11 protein-coding genes are annotated in these 15,543 nt (G+C 66.6%); 9 read left to right on the top strand and 2 right to left on the bottom strand.

Features of this window, described 5'->3' with window-relative positions; translation table 11 throughout:
- Window positions 1-228 precede the first annotated feature (228 nt).
- The 4 genes from cobG to cobJ are packed head-to-tail and all read left to right on the top strand — an operon-like array spanning window position 229 to window position 4,872.
- Window positions 229-1,740 carry a precorrin-3B synthase gene (gene cobG, locus F6X42_RS10735; protein ID WP_187634186.1) on the top strand — a complete coding sequence of 504 codons (1,512 nt, stop codon included), beginning with the start codon at window positions 229-231 and terminating at the stop codon, window positions 1,738-1,740.
- On the top strand, window positions 1,733-2,359 hold the full coding sequence (locus F6X42_RS10730) for a precorrin-8X methylmutase (RefSeq protein WP_187634185.1): 627 nt from the start codon (window positions 1,733-1,735) through the stop codon (window positions 2,357-2,359). The genes cobG and F6X42_RS10730 overlap by 8 nt, the downstream gene beginning before the upstream one ends.
- Entirely contained in the window at window positions 2,360-3,103 is a 744-nt protein-coding gene (locus F6X42_RS10725; RefSeq protein ID WP_187634184.1) for a precorrin-2 C(20)-methyltransferase, read from the top strand.
- Window positions 3,100-4,872, top strand: a complete 1,773-nt coding sequence (gene cobJ, locus F6X42_RS10720; protein ID WP_187634273.1) for a precorrin-3B C(17)-methyltransferase — start codon at window positions 3,100-3,102, stop codon at window positions 4,870-4,872. The genes F6X42_RS10725 and cobJ overlap by 4 nt, the downstream gene beginning before the upstream one ends.
- A 29-nt stretch (window positions 4,873-4,901) precedes the next feature.
- Here the strand turns inward: cobJ and F6X42_RS10715 are convergent, their stop codons facing one another.
- Both F6X42_RS10715 and F6X42_RS10710 read right to left on the bottom strand, forming a co-directional pair.
- Window positions 4,902-7,523 (bottom strand): AAA family ATPase, encoded by a 2,622-nt coding sequence (locus F6X42_RS10715; RefSeq protein WP_187634183.1) that lies wholly within the window; start codon window positions 7,521-7,523, stop codon window positions 4,902-4,904.
- Window positions 7,520-8,725 (bottom strand): metallophosphoesterase family protein, encoded by a 1,206-nt coding sequence (locus F6X42_RS10710; protein ID WP_187634182.1) that lies wholly within the window; start codon window positions 8,723-8,725, stop codon window positions 7,520-7,522. Before F6X42_RS10710 ends, F6X42_RS10715 begins: the two co-directional genes overlap by 4 nt.
- Before the next feature lie 226 nt (window positions 8,726-8,951).
- On the opposite strand from F6X42_RS10710, the gene F6X42_RS10705 reads away from it, so the two are divergent.
- The 5 genes from F6X42_RS10705 to F6X42_RS10685 all read left to right on the top strand — a co-directional run bounded on the left by F6X42_RS10705 (window position 8,952) and on the right by F6X42_RS10685 (window position 15,443).
- Window positions 8,952-10,232 carry a DUF445 domain-containing protein gene (locus tag F6X42_RS10705; RefSeq protein WP_187634181.1) on the top strand — a complete coding sequence of 427 codons (1,281 nt, stop codon included), beginning with the start codon at window positions 8,952-8,954 and terminating at the stop codon, window positions 10,230-10,232.
- A 324-nt stretch (window positions 10,233-10,556) separates the two neighbouring features.
- On the top strand, window positions 10,557-12,230 hold the full coding sequence (locus F6X42_RS10700; RefSeq protein WP_187634180.1) for a hypothetical protein: 1,674 nt from the start codon (window positions 10,557-10,559) through the stop codon (window positions 12,228-12,230).
- A gap of 451 nt (window positions 12,231-12,681) precedes the next feature.
- Complete coding sequence (locus F6X42_RS45565; RefSeq protein ID WP_312892609.1) at window positions 12,682-12,939, top strand: UbiA family prenyltransferase; 258 nt, start codon at window positions 12,682-12,684, stop codon at window positions 12,937-12,939.
- A 169-nt stretch (window positions 12,940-13,108) separates the two neighbouring features.
- Window positions 13,109-13,327 carry a hypothetical protein gene (locus tag F6X42_RS10690; protein WP_187634179.1) on the top strand — a complete coding sequence of 73 codons (219 nt, stop codon included), beginning with the start codon at window positions 13,109-13,111 and terminating at the stop codon, window positions 13,325-13,327.
- A 136-nt stretch (window positions 13,328-13,463) separates the two neighbouring features.
- Entirely contained in the window at window positions 13,464-15,443 is a 1,980-nt protein-coding gene (locus F6X42_RS10685) for an AI-2E family transporter (RefSeq protein WP_187634178.1), read from the top strand.
- The last annotated feature ends 100 nt before the right edge of the window (window positions 15,444-15,543 follow it).

Raw genomic sequence — 15,543 nt, 5'->3', positions numbered from 1 at the left:
CGGGTTGCGAAAGTCCGCATGATACCGCCGCCATGCGCCCCGCGGGTTCGCGGCGCGGCGCAATGTCGTCGGGCTCGGCGGCATCCCGCGATGGCCGACAATCAGGCGCCGCGGCCGCAGCCTGAAGATATAATGGCCGCTTTCTTTGCTCACGGTCAGCCCGAAGCGCTGTTCGGCCGCCCGGTTCGCGCCGGCCCTCATCGGGCAGCATGAAGCGAGGCCGCAGCCATGCCGTCGCGCGACACTAAACCCGGTGTCCTCTTGAATCGAGCTTCGCCTCCCACCGTTTTGGCCCACGCGGTCACGGCACCGCGGTCCTCGGCATGTCCGGGGCTGCTGCGCATCGTCCCCGCGCGCGACGGCGGCATCTGCCGCATCAAACTGCCCGGCGGCGTGCTAAGCGCGACACAGGCACGCGCGATCGCCGATGCCAGCACACGGCACGCGAACGGCGCCGCCGAGCTAACCAATCGCGCGAACCTGCAACTGCGCGGCGTGCGCAGCGGACACGAAGCGGCGTTGAGCGCGGCGTTGATTCGCGCCGGGCTTGGGCCGGCTGCCGAGCTTTCTTCCGCACACGCCACCGCGAACCACCCACATACCACCGACCCCACCGCACTCAGTTGCGCCGACGACGTGCGCAACGTGATGATCAGCCCCGCCGCCGGCCGCGATCCGCACGCGCTGATCGACACGACGCCGCTGTGCGGAGCATTGCTCACGCTGCTGCAAAGCGACCCGCGCTTCGTCGCGTTGTCGCCGAAATTCGCGCTGCTGCTCGACGGCGGCGAACAACTCGCGCGAGTCGATCATCCGCATGACGTGTGGTTCGCGGCGTCGCCTGACGAAGCGGGTGTGCGCTTCGTATTCGGCCTCGCGGGGTGTCCGGGTTCGGCTGGCGCGACCGCAACCAACAGCACCAACGCAAGCGTCGGCGAGCATCGCGAGGCCAACGGCACGGGCGCGCTTGCGGCCGTGCCGCCGTCGCGCGTGCCCGAGCTCGTGCGCGCGTTGCTGCACACGTTCCTCGACCTCGCCGCCGCCGACGCGACCCGCATGCGCGACCTGCTCGCCACGCGCTCCGCCGACGCGCTGCTGCGGCACGCGCAACGCTACGTCGATTTTCCGCTCGCGCGCGACGCATCGCTGAGCCACTGGCAGCGCCACATCGCCGCCGACGCGTCGCTGCGGCTCGGCGCGCACGCGCAGCGCGACGACGGCACGTGGCACGTCGGCGGCCAACCGTCGCTCGGCCGTATCGACGCGGCCACGCTGCGCCAGCTGGCCGCGCTCGCGCAACAACACGGCAACGGCATGCTGCACGCCACGCCGTGGCAAAGCGTGCTGCTGCCCGACATCGCGACGACAGCGGTGCCCGCGGTGCTCGCGAAGCTGAGCGCGCTCGAGCTCGCCTGCGATCCCGCCCAGGCCATCACGCATGTGATCGCCTGCGCCGGTTCGGCCGGCTGCGCGAAGGGCCTCGCCGACACCAGGAGCGACGCGCTGCGACTCGCCGAGTGCTTACCCGCCGGCGTCGACGTGCATCTGAGCGGCTGCCCGCGCTCGTGCGCGGCCGCGCATCGCGCGCCCTACACGCTGCTCGCCGTCGCGCCCGGCCGCTACGACCTTTATCGACGCGACGGCCGCCCCGGCTTCGGCCAATGCGTCGCGCCGCAACTGACGATCGACGAGGCCGCCGCGCTGCTCGCGCGCCTCGCCCGGAGTACTCCACATGCTTGATTACATTCGCGACGGTCAGCAGATCTATCGCCAATCGTTCGCGACGATTCGCGCGGAAGCCGACCTCGCGCGCATCCCCGCCGACCTCGAAAAACTCGCGGTGCGCGTGATCCACGCGTGCGGCATGGTCGATGTGATCGACGACCTCGCGTTCCGCGACGGCGCCGGTAGCGCGGGCCGCCGCGCGCTCGCGCAAGGCGCGCCGATCCTGTGCGACGCGGGCATGGTCGCGCAAGGCATCACGCGCGCGCGACTGCCCGCGAACAACGAAGTGATCTGCACGCTCGCGCACCCGGACGTGCCCGCGCTCGCGCGCGAAATCGGCAACACGCGCTCGGCCGCAGCGCTCGAATTGTGGCGTCCGCATCTGGCGGGCAGCGTCGTCGTGATCGGCAATGCGCCGACCGCGCTGTTTCATCTGCTCGACATGCTCGACGCCGGCGCGCCGAAGCCCGCGCTGATTCTCGGCTTTCCGGTCGGCTTCGTCGGCGCGGCCGAATCGAAAGCGGCGCTTGCGCAAGACAGCCGTGGCGTGCCGTACGTGGTCGTGCACGGGCGGCGCGGCGGCAGCGCGATGGCCGCCGCCGCGGTCAATGCGCTCGCGACGGAGGTCGAATAAATGGCGAGCCAGCTAACCCGTCGCGCCCGGCTATACGGCATCGGCGTCGGTCCCGGGGACCCTGAACTGATCACGTTGAAGGCGCTGCGTCTGCTAAAGGCCGCGCCGGTGGTCGCGTATTTCGTCGCGAAGGGCAAGAAAGGCAACGCGTTCGGCATCGTCGAGGCGCATCTGCACGACGCGCAGCAGCAACTGCCGCTCGTGTATCCGGTCACGACCGAAGCGCTCGAACCGCCGCTGTCGTATGAAGCGATCATCGCGGACTTCTACGACACCGCCGCCGAGATCGTCGCGGGCCATCTCGACGCGGGCCGCGACGTCGCCGTGATCTGCGAAGGCGATCCGTTTTTCTACGGCTCGTACATGTATCTGCACGACCGGCTCGCGGCGCGCTACGACAGTGAAGTCGTGCCCGGCGTGTGCTCGATGCTCGGCGGCGCGGCGGTGCTCGGGGCGCCGCTCGTGTATCGCAACCAGAGCTTGTCGGTGCTGTCGGGCGTGCTGCCCGAAGACGAATTGCGCCGCCGTCTCGCCGATGCCGACGCGGCGGTCATCATGAAACTCGGCCGCAATTTCGACAAGGTGCGGCGCGTGCTCGACGAACTCGGACTCGCGCAGCGCGCGCTGTACGTCGAACGCGCGACGATGCGCAATCAGCGCATCGTGCCGCTCACCGAAGTCGATCCGATGGCGTCGCCGTATTTTTCGTTGCTGGTCGTGCCGGGGCAAAAATGGCAAGGATGAACCCGCCCGCCATTGTGATTCTCGGCGCGGGCGCGCTCGCGACCGCGCGGCGAATTCAGACGCTGTATGTCGAACGTGGCGAGCACGTCGCGGCGGGCGTTGCCGCGCACTGCCGGGTGCATGCATTGCAAGGCCGCGTCGAGGCCGATGTCTCGTACACCGAACTCGGCGCGCATCTGCGCGAGCTGTACGCGCGCGGCACGCCGATCGTCGCGTTGTGCGCGGCCGGCATCGTGATTCGCTGCCTTGCGCCGCTGCTGTCGAACAAAGGCGCCGAGCCGCCGGTGCTCGCGGTCGCCGAGGACGGCAGCGCGGTCGTGCCGCTGCTAGGCGGGCTCGCGGGCGTCAACCTGATGGCACGCGACATCGCCGCCGCGTTGGCCGTGCAGCCCGCGATCACGACCAGCGGCGAACTGCGCTTCGGCACCTGCGTGCTCAATCCGCCCGACGGCTATGCGCTCGCCGACCTCGGCCAGGGCAAGCGCTTCGTGTCGGATCTGCTCGCGGGCGAAAGCACGCGCATCGAAGGCGACGCGCCGTGGCTCGACGACGCGCAACTGCCACGCTCGGCATCGGCGCGTCTCGCGATTCGCGTGACGCCGCGCGCGTGGGATGGGCGGCAAGACGAGCTCGTGATCCATCCGCGCAGTGTGGTGGCGGCGGTGGTCATCGACGATGCGTGCGCTCGAGCCAACGCCACTGCCGCCGACACGATCGTCGCACGCGTGCGCGCGGCACTGAACGCTCGCGGTTTCGCAGCGCTTTCGCTCGCGGCGTTGCTCGCGCCATCGGCAAGCATGGCCGCCCCGGCGCTCGCGCAAGCGGCAACGCTTCTCGGGGTGCCGCTGCGCTTCGCCGATGCCAGCGCCGAAAATGGCGGACCGGGCGCGGCGGCGCTCCTGCGCGCCGCGCTGCGCATCCCCCACGAGACGCTGCACGACGGAGCGCACGCGAGCGTCGCGCTCGCCCTCTGCCCGCTCGCCATCGACCCCGCGACGATCGGCCGTGCCCGCGGTCGTCTGAGCGTGATCGGCCTCGGCCCCGGCCGCGCCGAACTGATGGTGCCGGCCGCGCGCACCGCGTTGAGCGAAGCGACCGACATTCTCGGCTACGACACCTACGTGAAAATGGCCGGCCCGCTGCGCGCCGATCAGCGTGTGCACGGCACCGACAATCGCGAGGAAATGCAGCGCGCGCGCCACGCGTTCGAGCTAGCGAGCGAAGGCCGCTCGGTCGTGATGGTGTCCTCGGGCGACCCAGGCGTGTTCGCGATGGCGGCCGCGGTGCTCGAAGCGCTCGACGCTTCCCGGAACGACGCATGGGCCGCCGTCGAACTAACGATCGTGCCGGGCGTGTCGGCCGCGCTCGCGACCGCCGCGCAGGCCGGCGCGCCGCTCGGCCACGACTTCTGCATGCTGTCGCTGTCGGACAACCTGAAGCCGTGGACCATTATCGAAGCCCGCCTGCGCCATGCCGCGCAAGCCGACCTCGTGATGGCGTTCTACAACCCGGTTTCGCGCGCGCGTCCGTGGCAACTCGACAAGGCGCTCGACATCGTGCGGGAGTATCGCGCGCCATCGACGCAAGTGGTGCTGGGGCGCGACATCGGCCGGCCCGGCGGCACGCTGCGCACACTGACGCTCGGCGAGCTTCGCTCGGCCGACGTGGATATGCGCACGATGGTGATCGTCGGGTCGTCGCTGACGCGAAGATTCGCTTGCGGCGATAACGGCACGCAGTGGGTTTACACGCCGCGCTGGTACGAGTAAGCGGGCCGTACCGTAGCAGCCCGCTGCGCTCACACCACCTTCAGGTCTTCCACCGCCCGCTGCCTGACGCCCAGGTCGTCCCACAACTCCGGATGACACGTGAACACCAGAATCTGATGCCGCGTCGCCGCGTCGATCAATGCGCGTTTGAGCGCGTCGCGACGCGCGGCATCGCTGTGTACCGCGGCATCGTCGAGCATCAGCAAGGTTGGCCGGCCCGAGGCCTGCAGCAGGTCCGCGTACGCGAGCCGCGTCAGGATGCCGAGCTGTTCGCGCGTGCCGAAGCTCAGCGCGTCGAGCAGTTCCGCGCGGCCGTCGCGATCGAGCAGCGCCGGAATCAGATCGTCGCCGAGCGCGAGACTCGACTGCGGAAAAATCCGCTTCAGATAGTGACCCAGCCGCTCGGTCAACGGTGCGCGCAGTTGCGCGAGCGCCGCGTCGCGTTCGTCCACCAGCACTTCGTCGAGCAGACTCAGCGCGCTCGCGCGCAGGCTCAGTTCGTCCTTGCGGCGCGTGGCCTGCTCGAGCTGCGCTTCTATCGCGGCAAGCCGTTCGCCGAGGCCCGATGCCCCCATCGTTTGAAGCTGGCTACGCAGCTCCGCGATCCGCAACTGACGCTCGCGCTGCTCATTGCGCGCGAGTTCCGCCGATGCGCGATAGCGCTTCGCCTGAGCCACGGGATCGTCGAGGCGCGCCGCATCGAGTTCGCGCTCGCGCTCGCCGCGCTGGTTCTTCAACGCGTCGACCTTCATGCGCTGCTCGACGCTGTGCGTCTGCCACTGCGCGCGGTTGCGCCGAAACGCTTCATCGTTCAACTGCGCTTCTTTGCGCTGCAGTTGCGCCGCGAGCGAATCGGCCTTCGCGACGCCGGTGGATTGCGCGCCAGCCGCCTGCGCGAGCACCTTGCGCGCGGCCTCCAACGCGTCGCGCGCGATATCGGCGTTGCGGCGCGCGTCGTCGAGCGGCGCCGCCGCGGAGACATCGGGCAGGCTCGCCAGGCGCTCGCTCGACGCCTGCAAGCGCGCCGCCGTCGACGCCAGCGCCGCCCGCAACGCATCGATGCCTTGCGGCGCGTGCACCTCGAGAATCCTGGCTTGGCTCTTCTGCTGCACGACCAGCGCTTTCCATTGCTCATGACGCGCCTGCGCATCGCCCACCGATGCGACGCCTAGCGACCGCAGCAGTTGCGCGTGCTTCGCTTCGAGCGACGCCAGCTCCGACAACTGCGCGGACAGATCCGAGACGCCCGGGATCACGCGCAATTCGCCGAGCTCGCCGAGGCCGATGCGCTTTTCTTCGTCGACGCGCAGCACGCCGGTGCCGCTGATCGTCTGATCGCCGACGTTCAATTCGCGATTCAACCGGTACTCGATGCGCGTCATCGCCGCTTCGGTCCGCGCGCGCAGCACGGTCAATTCGCCGTCGAGCGCGACGAGACGCTTGAACTGCGCGTCGTCGAGTTCGAGCGCCGCCGCGTCGCGCGCAGCCTGCAGCACCGCCGCGCTCGCCTTGTCCGCCTCGACGATCGTTGCTTCGAGCCGCTGGCTCTCAGTCCGGTAGAAATCGACCTGGCTGCGTAGATCGGCGGCGGTGACGGCCGCGTTCGAGAGTTCGAGCGCGCGGTTCGCCTCGGCCGCTGCCTGCTCGAATTGCGCCACCCGGCTTTCCGCCTGCGCGTGCGCGGTCTGCGCGGCCGCGACCTCGGCGCGCGCCGCGTCGAGTTGCTCGCGCTCGCGCGCGATCGCCGCCTCCAGTTCGAGCGCGCCCTGCTCCTGCTGTACCGACAACGCGAGTTCGGCCTCACCGATCTTCAACGACTGCGCGAGCCCTTCGAGACCACGTTCGAGTTGCTCGACCTCTGCAGCGCGTTGCTGCGCGAGCGCGGCCTTGTGCTCGTGAAGCTCCCACGGACGCCGGCGCTCGGCGTCGTCGAAGGCCTGCTGTTGGGTGGCGAGGCGCGCGATGTTGTCGTCGAACTGCTGGCGTTGCAGTTGCAGCTCGTCGCGGCTCGTGCCCAGCGCGGCGAGCTTCTGCTCCGCCTCCGCGAGCGGCCCGGTCGACTTCTGCGTGCGCGCTGTCAGCAGTTGCCGCAGCTCGCGCTGCACGGCCGCGATCAACGCGTCCTCGCCACCGGCTTCGCGGCCGCCCGACAGTTGCGTAAGCGCGTCGCGCAGATACTGCGCCGCGTGCCCGGTCGAATCGCGCATCTCCTGCGTGCCACCCTGCTGCACCCACAACAGACCCGGCACGCCGGCGTTCTCGGCTTTCATTGGACCGCGCGCCGCGCGCGAGAAGCCGAGCAGCGCCGCGAGCTTGTCTTCGGCTTCGTCCTCGCTATATACGGTCTGGCCGATTCTCAGCTCGCAGCGCTGCCGCGATACGAACTGCTTCGACAGACGGCACGCCACACCATCGAGCTCGAAGCCGACCTCGACCGACGGCTGCCCGCTCGCGAGCCCCCAAGGCAACAGGTCCTTCAGATGCGAGGCCTTGTAGCGTTCGAGGAACACCGTGCGCACCGCTTCGGCGATCGTGCTCTTGCCGGCCTCGTTCGGGCCGATGAACAGATTGAGGCCGGGCTGCAGATCGTCGATCACGAGCTGCCCGCCGAACTGCCTGAATTCCCGAATCGCGATACGTTGCAGCTTCATGCGCAGGCTCCTTCTTGCGGCAGTTCCGGTTGTTGCCGTTCGCGCGCCTGCGCGGCGGGTGCGGCATCAGAATCGCGTTGCCGCTGTTCGCGCGCGAAACGCGCCAGCAGCAGCAACGCCTCCGCCGCGCGTCGCGCCTGTTGCGGATCGGCCTGCGCGTCTTCCTGCAAGGCGCGCAGCCGCGCGACCACCTTCGCGAGATAGCCGCTTTGCGCGCCGAGTTCGGCGAGATCGTCGGCGGTGGGCAGCACGTGCAGGCTGCCCAGATCGGCACGCAACGCACGCACGCGGGCGCGGGCCTCTTCGAGCGCGACATGCAGCGCTTCGGCATCGGCAAGCGCCGCCGTGCCGCGAACCTCGATGCGCAGCACGTCATGCGCGCCGAGTTCGGCGAGGCGGGTTTTCAACGCGTCGACGTCGGTCGGCACCGAAATCGTCTCGTCCCAGCGATGCCAACGATATTGCCCGACCCGTACCGCGTCGACCCGCGGCGCGGCGCCCGGCTCGCCGATGCTGACGTCGAGCACGAAGCCCGGCTGATTCGCGCGGAAACGGTCCTGCTCGTGCGTGCCCGCGTACCACGTGCGTTCATCGACACGCAGATGGCCGTGCCAGTCGCCGAGCGCCAGGTAGTCGAGTCGCGCGCAGGCGGCGCGCGTCGGCGCGATCGGATTCGACGAATCGATGCCCTCCTGCAGAATGCCGCCGACGCTGCCATGCGCGAGCCCGACCCGGTGATAGCCGGCGGGGGTATCGGTGGAATCGAAGAACGCGGTGGTGTCGTCGTAGGTGATGCGCTGCGTAAGCGGCGCGCACAGCAGCGCGCAACGGCATGCGTCGAGCAGCACGACGCCGGATTCGAGCACCAAGCGCACGTTCGGCGGCACGCAATTGAGCCGCTGCGCGCGAGTCCACACGCTTTCGACGAGCGCCGCGTCGTGATTGCCCGGCAGCATGATCCACGGTCCGGAAAACGCTTGCAGCGCGGCGAACAAACGCCGGATCACGGTGTCCGACACCGTCTGCAGATCGAACACGTCGCCTGCGACGAGCACCGCGTCGACGTTGCGCGCGGCCGCTGCTTCGGCGATGCGGCGCACCGTGTCGAAGCGCGCCTGGGCGAGATGCGCGGCCTCGTCCGCTTCGAACTGACCGAATTGCGTGCCGATCTGCCAGTCCGCGGTGTGCAGAAACCTGATCACTGTGCCTCCATTGCTATTGCGTTGCGTTGCGTCGTCTCGCGTCGGGTTCGACGAGGCGTCCAAGCGCGAATGTTACCTTGCCGAAGCGTCGGCGCGTATTGCGCCGGCGCGTATTGCGCTCGCGCGTATCCAGGCTGGACGCGCGCGCCGGCCGTATCGCATCATTGCAATCGAACCGGCTGACCCGCCGCCCTGCAGCCGCCGCCCGACAGGATCAACCGAGCCGATGGACAAGACCACCGATCTGAAGAAGGCCAAGCGCACGCCTTTACTGCTGCTGGCTGCGGCCGCCTGCGTTTTCGTCGTCACCGCGTTCCTGCCGCGCGGCCTGTGGGTCGACGGCATCAAGGCCGTCGCCGAGGCCGCGATGGTCGGCGCGCTCGCCGACTGGTTCGCGGTCGCGGCGCTGTTTCGCCGCGTGCCGATTCCGCTGGTGTCGTCGCATACCGCGATCATCCCGCGCAACAAGTACAAGATCGCCGATAACCTCGCGCACTTCGTGCAGGACAAGTTTCTCGACGTGCCGTCGCTGATCGGTCTGATCCGCCGGCATGATCCGGCGCAGACCATCACCGCGTGGCTCAGCGAGCCGGCCAACACCGCGCGCCTCGGCGACTACGTGGTGCGGCTCACCGGCGGCATCCTCGACGTGGCCGACGACGCGCGCATCCAGAGCTTCATCAGGGACGCGTTGCGCGACGTGCTCGCGAAGGTCGATCTGTCGCAATCGCTCGGCGCGATTCTCGACACGCTGACGCGCGGCGGCCGTCATCAGGAACTGCTCGACACCGCGATCGATCAGCTGATCACAGTGCTGCGCGAGGCGCCGGCGCGCGAGTTCATCGCAGCGCGCATCGTCGATTGGGTGAAGGGCGAGTATCCGACGATGGAGAAGTTCCTGCCATCAGCGTGGCTCGGCGACAAGGGCGCCGAAGCGATCGCGAGCGCCGCGAACCGGATGCTCGAACAGATCGCGCAGAACCCGACGCACGAGCTGCGCGACAAGTTCGACGAGGCGGTGCAGAGGCTGATCGTGCGGCTGAAGACCGATCCGGTTTTCCTGCAGCAAGGCGAAGCGCTGAAGCGCTATCTGGTCGAGGGCGATGCGTTCAGCAGCTACGTGAAGGATATGTGGGGCGATCTGCGCGCATGGCTCAAGCGCGATCTGCAAAGCGCCGACTCAGCGCTGCATGCGCGGGTCGCTGCGATGGGCGCGTGGGTCGGCCGCGAACTCGCGCAGGATCCGGCGTTGCGGCAATCGCTGAACGACCACCTCGAGGAAGCGGCGCGCGCGATGGCGCCGGACTTCGCGCAATTCCTCACGCGCCATATCAGCGATACCGTGAAGAACTGGGACGCGCACGAGATGTCGCGGCAGGTCGAGTTGAATATCGGCAAGGATCTGCAGTACATCCGGATCAATGGCACGATCGTCGGTGGATTTATCGGCTTGTTGCTGTATGTGAGCTCGCTGTTGCTGGAGATGGTGCGGGTGCATGCGGGCTAGCGTGCGGATTGGCGGTCCCTACCGGTAGTCTCCCATGCCGTCGATCGGCCGAAGGACGTCGTACTTTTTCACTGATGCGGTTTCGATCCCAGTTTCGATCAAGGAGTAAGCATCGAGCAATTCTCTGACTCGTGCATGCCGCGTTCGGAAATCATTTCGCATTTCGTCACGCGCAAATCGGACAATGGTCTGTACAAAACGGAACTCATTCATCTTCCGACGTGCCGTATTAAGTCGAACCAACCGGCGTCCATGTAGTCTGGGCCACGTTCCCTCGCCGCTTGCCCGATGTATTATCAGCCATCCTACTTACGTCGACTGGCTATGTCCGAGAACCTTACACACAGTGCCGAGGGAAGAGTTGGAGCCACCGGGTTCCTCTTCGTCGTCGCGTATGCGGCGCTTTCGTTGACAGCGATAGCGTTGGTCGGCCCTTATGGCTGGGACGACGGCGCCATCACTATTGCCTATGCGCATACACTCGGGCGACACGGGGTATTCGCGTTGACATCAGCTTCGGCGCCGGCAGAAGGTACGTCAACTTTGCTCATGACGGCGATGTTGGCGATAGGGCAGTGGATGATGCATCCAGGCTTTCTGGATGCGATCATGACGGCGCAGTTGCTCTCCTTCATCGCAATGAGCGCTACCCTGGTGCTCGTGTGGCGCGCACTTGAAGCGTACCTGCCGAGCCCAACGCATCGCCTCATTGTGGTGTGCTTGCTGGGACTGCTGCCAGCCTGCCAGGCCGAGATCATCAATGGCATGGAAATGACGGTCTTTGCGTTGCTGCTGTTTGCGTTCGTGCTCTCCTGGCGCGTGCGATCGACACTTGCCTATGCACTGTTGCCTCTTCTGATGCTGACTCGCTTCGAGGCGGTGTTCTATCTGGGATTCGCGCTTGGCTGGATGGTCGTGTTTTGCCCGCAGGATAGGCCGCATGCCATTCGAATGTGCGTCTGGCTCATGCTTTGCTTTCTGCTGATGACAATCTGGAGGTATCGTGTCTTCGGCACGCTATTGCCGAATACCATCCTGGCCAAGCTGCAAATGCCCTACAGTAAAAAAGGCTGGGACGGCGTATTGGTAAAGCTGCGCGGTCTCAAGGATTTCCTTTTCGTGAATGCCGCGTTTCTGGCTGGCATGTACCTGAGCCGGAAGGGAGAGAAAAAGCGCCGTCTGGATCCGATGTCTGTACTTCTAATATTTTCTTTTGCCGTATTCGCGCTCGTATCGGGAAAAAATTGGGGCTATACCGGGCGGATGTTCATGGCCGTGGTTCCCCTTTTCGTCCTTTCTCTCGCAGAACGTTTTGCGAATATGCGTCAACCATATGTATTTCGCGGGCTTTTGCTGTGCCTTTCTGGGACTTTCCTGTTCAACATTGCGTTGCTGCGCGACAACGTCGACACGGTAATCCTTGGTGCGGCGATGCGTGGCGTGCTGCCCGCTGCGCTGAATGCGGCGGGAGACGCGGCCCGAAAAAGAGCGTGGCACGATTTCCCCGGTGACTGGCGCGGAATAACGCCGGCGAACTACGCGATGACGGGTGCTTCGGTTGATCATCTGCGCGAGTATCTGGGGCAACCGACGCTCAAGTTCATGACGCCAGACGTTGGTGGCGCCGCACTGTGCTGCGAACATCTGGACGTTCTGGATTCGGCGCTGTTGACCAACCCATCGCTGGCGCGTCGCGGGTATGCAGGGTTTGCGGACTATCTGAGCAAGGAACGTCCGGAAGTCATCGAAACACATGGCCTTTGGAGCAGCAACAGCGGGATATACTCCGTCGCCGAATTCCAGACGGACTATCTGCCCGCAATTTACAATGGGACGCTTTTCTGGCTGCGTCATGACGTCCTGGAGCGTCTGGTTGCTCGCGGCGTGGCGACCGATCCTGTTCGCCCGGGGAGGTTGCTTGATATTCGCTATGTGGGAGACAGTCAGGACGCCTGGTATCTGATGCGATTTCCCGCTGTGACGGTACTCAGTCGGTGAACTTCTGTCGGCTTGGAAGCTGTTTCGAGCGCCCCCACGGGTAGCAACGGTTCGACGAGGGACCACAGTTCGTCGGGTAGGCATTCTCTGAGCTTCGCCTCATATCGCGACAAACCGAAACAGAATAGTACGTAAGGTCTGCTGAACCCGTTTCCTGACCGCTGTACCTTCAGGCGATCAACGCTTTACAGAGCAGATCGCTTCGCATTTCGGCTTCTTCAAAGGCGTGATGGCGAGCAACGAGCTGCGAAATCTATCAGGCGCTAGCAAAGCCGGCGCCTTGACGGTCGAGTTCGGCGTAGGGTTTCGACTATTGCGGCGATTCCCGCGCTGACGTGCCCGTGTGGAAGCAGGCCCGCAAGGCAATCGTCGTTGGAGGAAAAAGCATCCAGGCTGCGGCCTCCAAAGGCAATCACGCAACGGTCGTGTTTGATAGCAAAAGACCGCTCCTTTGGCTCGTCATCAAAGAGATGCGCGCCTCGCCTATCAATGGGTGAAGAATGTCCTTATCTTCGTGCCGCCTCTCGCCTCGCACCGGTTTGCCAACGTCGAGGCATTGAGCGCCGACGCAATAGCCTTTGTTTCTTTCTCTTTCTGTGCGTCGTCCGTGTACCTGTTAAATGACATGCTCGACCTCGATGCAGACCGGCGTCATAGCCGAAAGCGCGAGCGCCCCTTCGCATCCGGTGAACTGCCGCCTACGCAATAAAAGGCCGCTCCAGCCTTCTGACCATTGTGCTGTGCTAGTTGCAGTGCTCATTGCGATCTAGCCCGCGATGCATGGTGCGTGACCGGCGCACGCGTTCATCAGTCGGATGTCGGAATGTGTCGATAAGTTCGACAGCCGCTGACGCCATGTTGCCTTTGGTGATCCTGGCATGCGTCGCCCTTCGCTCACGGTCTCGCCGTTGGGTGTTGGCGTTCTCGAATTCGAGCGGCAAACGGTAGCCAATCCTACTGTGCAGGCGGCGTACGTCGTACCAGCCTTCCAGGAACCAGACGATGCGCTGCCGGGTCTGCTCATTGGCTCGCAAAGTGTTCGCGTGCTCGTACCGCTGCACGACCACCGCTCGACCGATGCGCTGCCGGCGATCTGAATCGGCCTCTTACCGGTCGCCGCGACGTGGCAAAGCATCCCCACCCCGCCAAACCGCCTACAATTCGGGCATCTGTCTTGCTGACGAACCATGCTCCGCTCGGTCGTCACCGCGTCCCAACCGGAATTCTGTTCACATGAAAATATCGCTACCGCCGCCGCATGGGCGGCCGAACCGCGTTTACCCGCCGGGCACGCCGGGCCTGCATGGCCTGGTGTCGCTGATCACCGGCGTGGTGGTCGTGTGCGGGCTGTACTTCGGGCGGGAGGTACTGATTCCGATCACGTTGTCGGTGCTGCTGAGCTTCCTGCTCGCGCCGCTCGTGCAGATGCTGCGGCGTCTGCACATGGGCCAGTTGCCATCGATCTTCATCGCCGTGCTGTTCGCGCTCGCCTCGCTGCTCGCGATCGGCGCGCTGATCGGCGCGCAGCTCGTGCAGCTCGCGGGCGACCTGCCGCAGTATCAGGAAGCGATCGAGCAGAAGATCGAAACGGTGCAGGAAAAGACCGTGGGCCGCGCCGATGCCCTGATGAGCAGCGCTGCCAGCGCGCTGCAGCGGGTGGCGCCATCGCGCCCCGCGCCGCCGCGCCCGACCGGCCGCGCCGCGCGCAACGCGCCGCAGGTGCCGCAACAGGTCGAGGTGCACGAGCCCGCGCCAACGCCGGTGCAACTCGCGCAGCGCGCGCTGACGCCGGCCATCGCGCCGATCGAGACGACCTTCATCGTGCTCGTTGTAACGATCTTCATTCTGTTGCAGCGCGAGGATTTGCGCGACCGGCTGATCAGCCTGTTCGGATCGCGCGACCTGCATCGCACGACCACCGCGATCAACGACGCCGCCGGGCGCCTGTCACGCTATTTCGTCGCGCAGCTCGGCGTCAATCTGAGCGCGGGCGGCATGATCGCGATCGGGCTCGCGGTCATCGGCGTGCCCGGCGCGCTGCTGTTCGGCGTGATCGCCGCGCTGCTGCGCTTCGTGCCGTACATCGGCATCTGGATCGCGGCGATCCTCGCGGTGTTTCTCGCCGCCGCGATCCAGCCGCAATGGACGATGGCGGTTCTCACGCTGATCCTGTTCATCGTCGTCGACGTGGTCGCCGGCCAGATCGCCGAGCCGCTGCTGTACGGTCATCGCTCGGGCCTGTCGCCGCTCGCGGTGGTCGTCGCGGCGATTTTCTGGAGCTGGCTGTGGGGGCCGATCGGCCTCGTGCTGTCGACGCCGCTCACACTGTGCGTCGTCACGCTCGGGCGCTACGCGGACCGGCTGAACTTCCTGACCGTGCTGCTCGGCGATCAGCCAGCGCTGACGCCCGCGCAGAACTTCTATCAGCGCCTGCTCGCCGACGATCCGCACGAGGCGATCGTGCAGGCCGAGCGGCTGCTGCGCGAGATGTCGTTGATCGACTACTACGACAAGGTCGCGCTGGAAGGCCTGCGCCTCGCGCGCAACGACGCGCAGCGCGGCGTGCTGATGCCCGACCAGTTGCAGCGGATCAACGACGCGCTCGTCGATATCGTCGAGAACCTCGACATTGCCGAAGGGCTGCGCGATGCGCTGTCGCCTGTCGATCCGGCGGACCCGGGTAGCGCGCTGCTTGCCGGGGCGCCGGATCGGACGACGCCGGGCGCGGGTACCACGGAGCGCTACGGCGGCGGCCTGCTGACGCGCACGCAACACCCGGACGAAGCGGGCAAGGCGGCGGTGCTGTGTGTACCCGGCCGTGGCGCGTTCGACGAGGTGACGACCGCGATCGCGGTGCAACTGCTGAACCGCCAGGGCTTCGCGCCGTTGATGGCGACCCACTCGGGCTACCGCAAGGCGCGCGCCGACGAGCCGAGCTTCAAGGACACGTCGATCATCTGCATCGTGTCGCTCGACGCGCCCGACTCGCCGCTGTATCTGCGCAACATGCTGCGGCGCACGCGCGAATGGCGGCCGCGCGCGACGCTGGTGGTCGGCGTCGGCGTCGACGGCGCGCCGGAAGCCAGCGTCGAGCTCGATGCGGCCGGCGCGATGCATACCTCGCCGACGTTCCGCTCGATGATCGAGGCATGTCATGCGGCGACCGGCGGGCTGGCCATGCGGCAGCCGTCGCAGACTGCCAGCGCGGGGTGAAGCCAGGGCGGTCCGAAGCTGCTGCGACCTGCGCATGACCCGCCCGTTCAAACCGTATCCGTTCGCGCCGCGCCGCCACCCGGCCGCGGTGCCGCCACTC

This window comes from Paraburkholderia podalyriae, assembly GCF_014397785.1.
Classification (GTDB): domain Bacteria; phylum Pseudomonadota; class Gammaproteobacteria; order Burkholderiales; family Burkholderiaceae; genus Paraburkholderia; species Paraburkholderia podalyriae.
The sequence above is the reverse complement of the archived record's forward strand: the minus strand, read 5'-3'. Positions and strand labels throughout refer to the sequence as shown.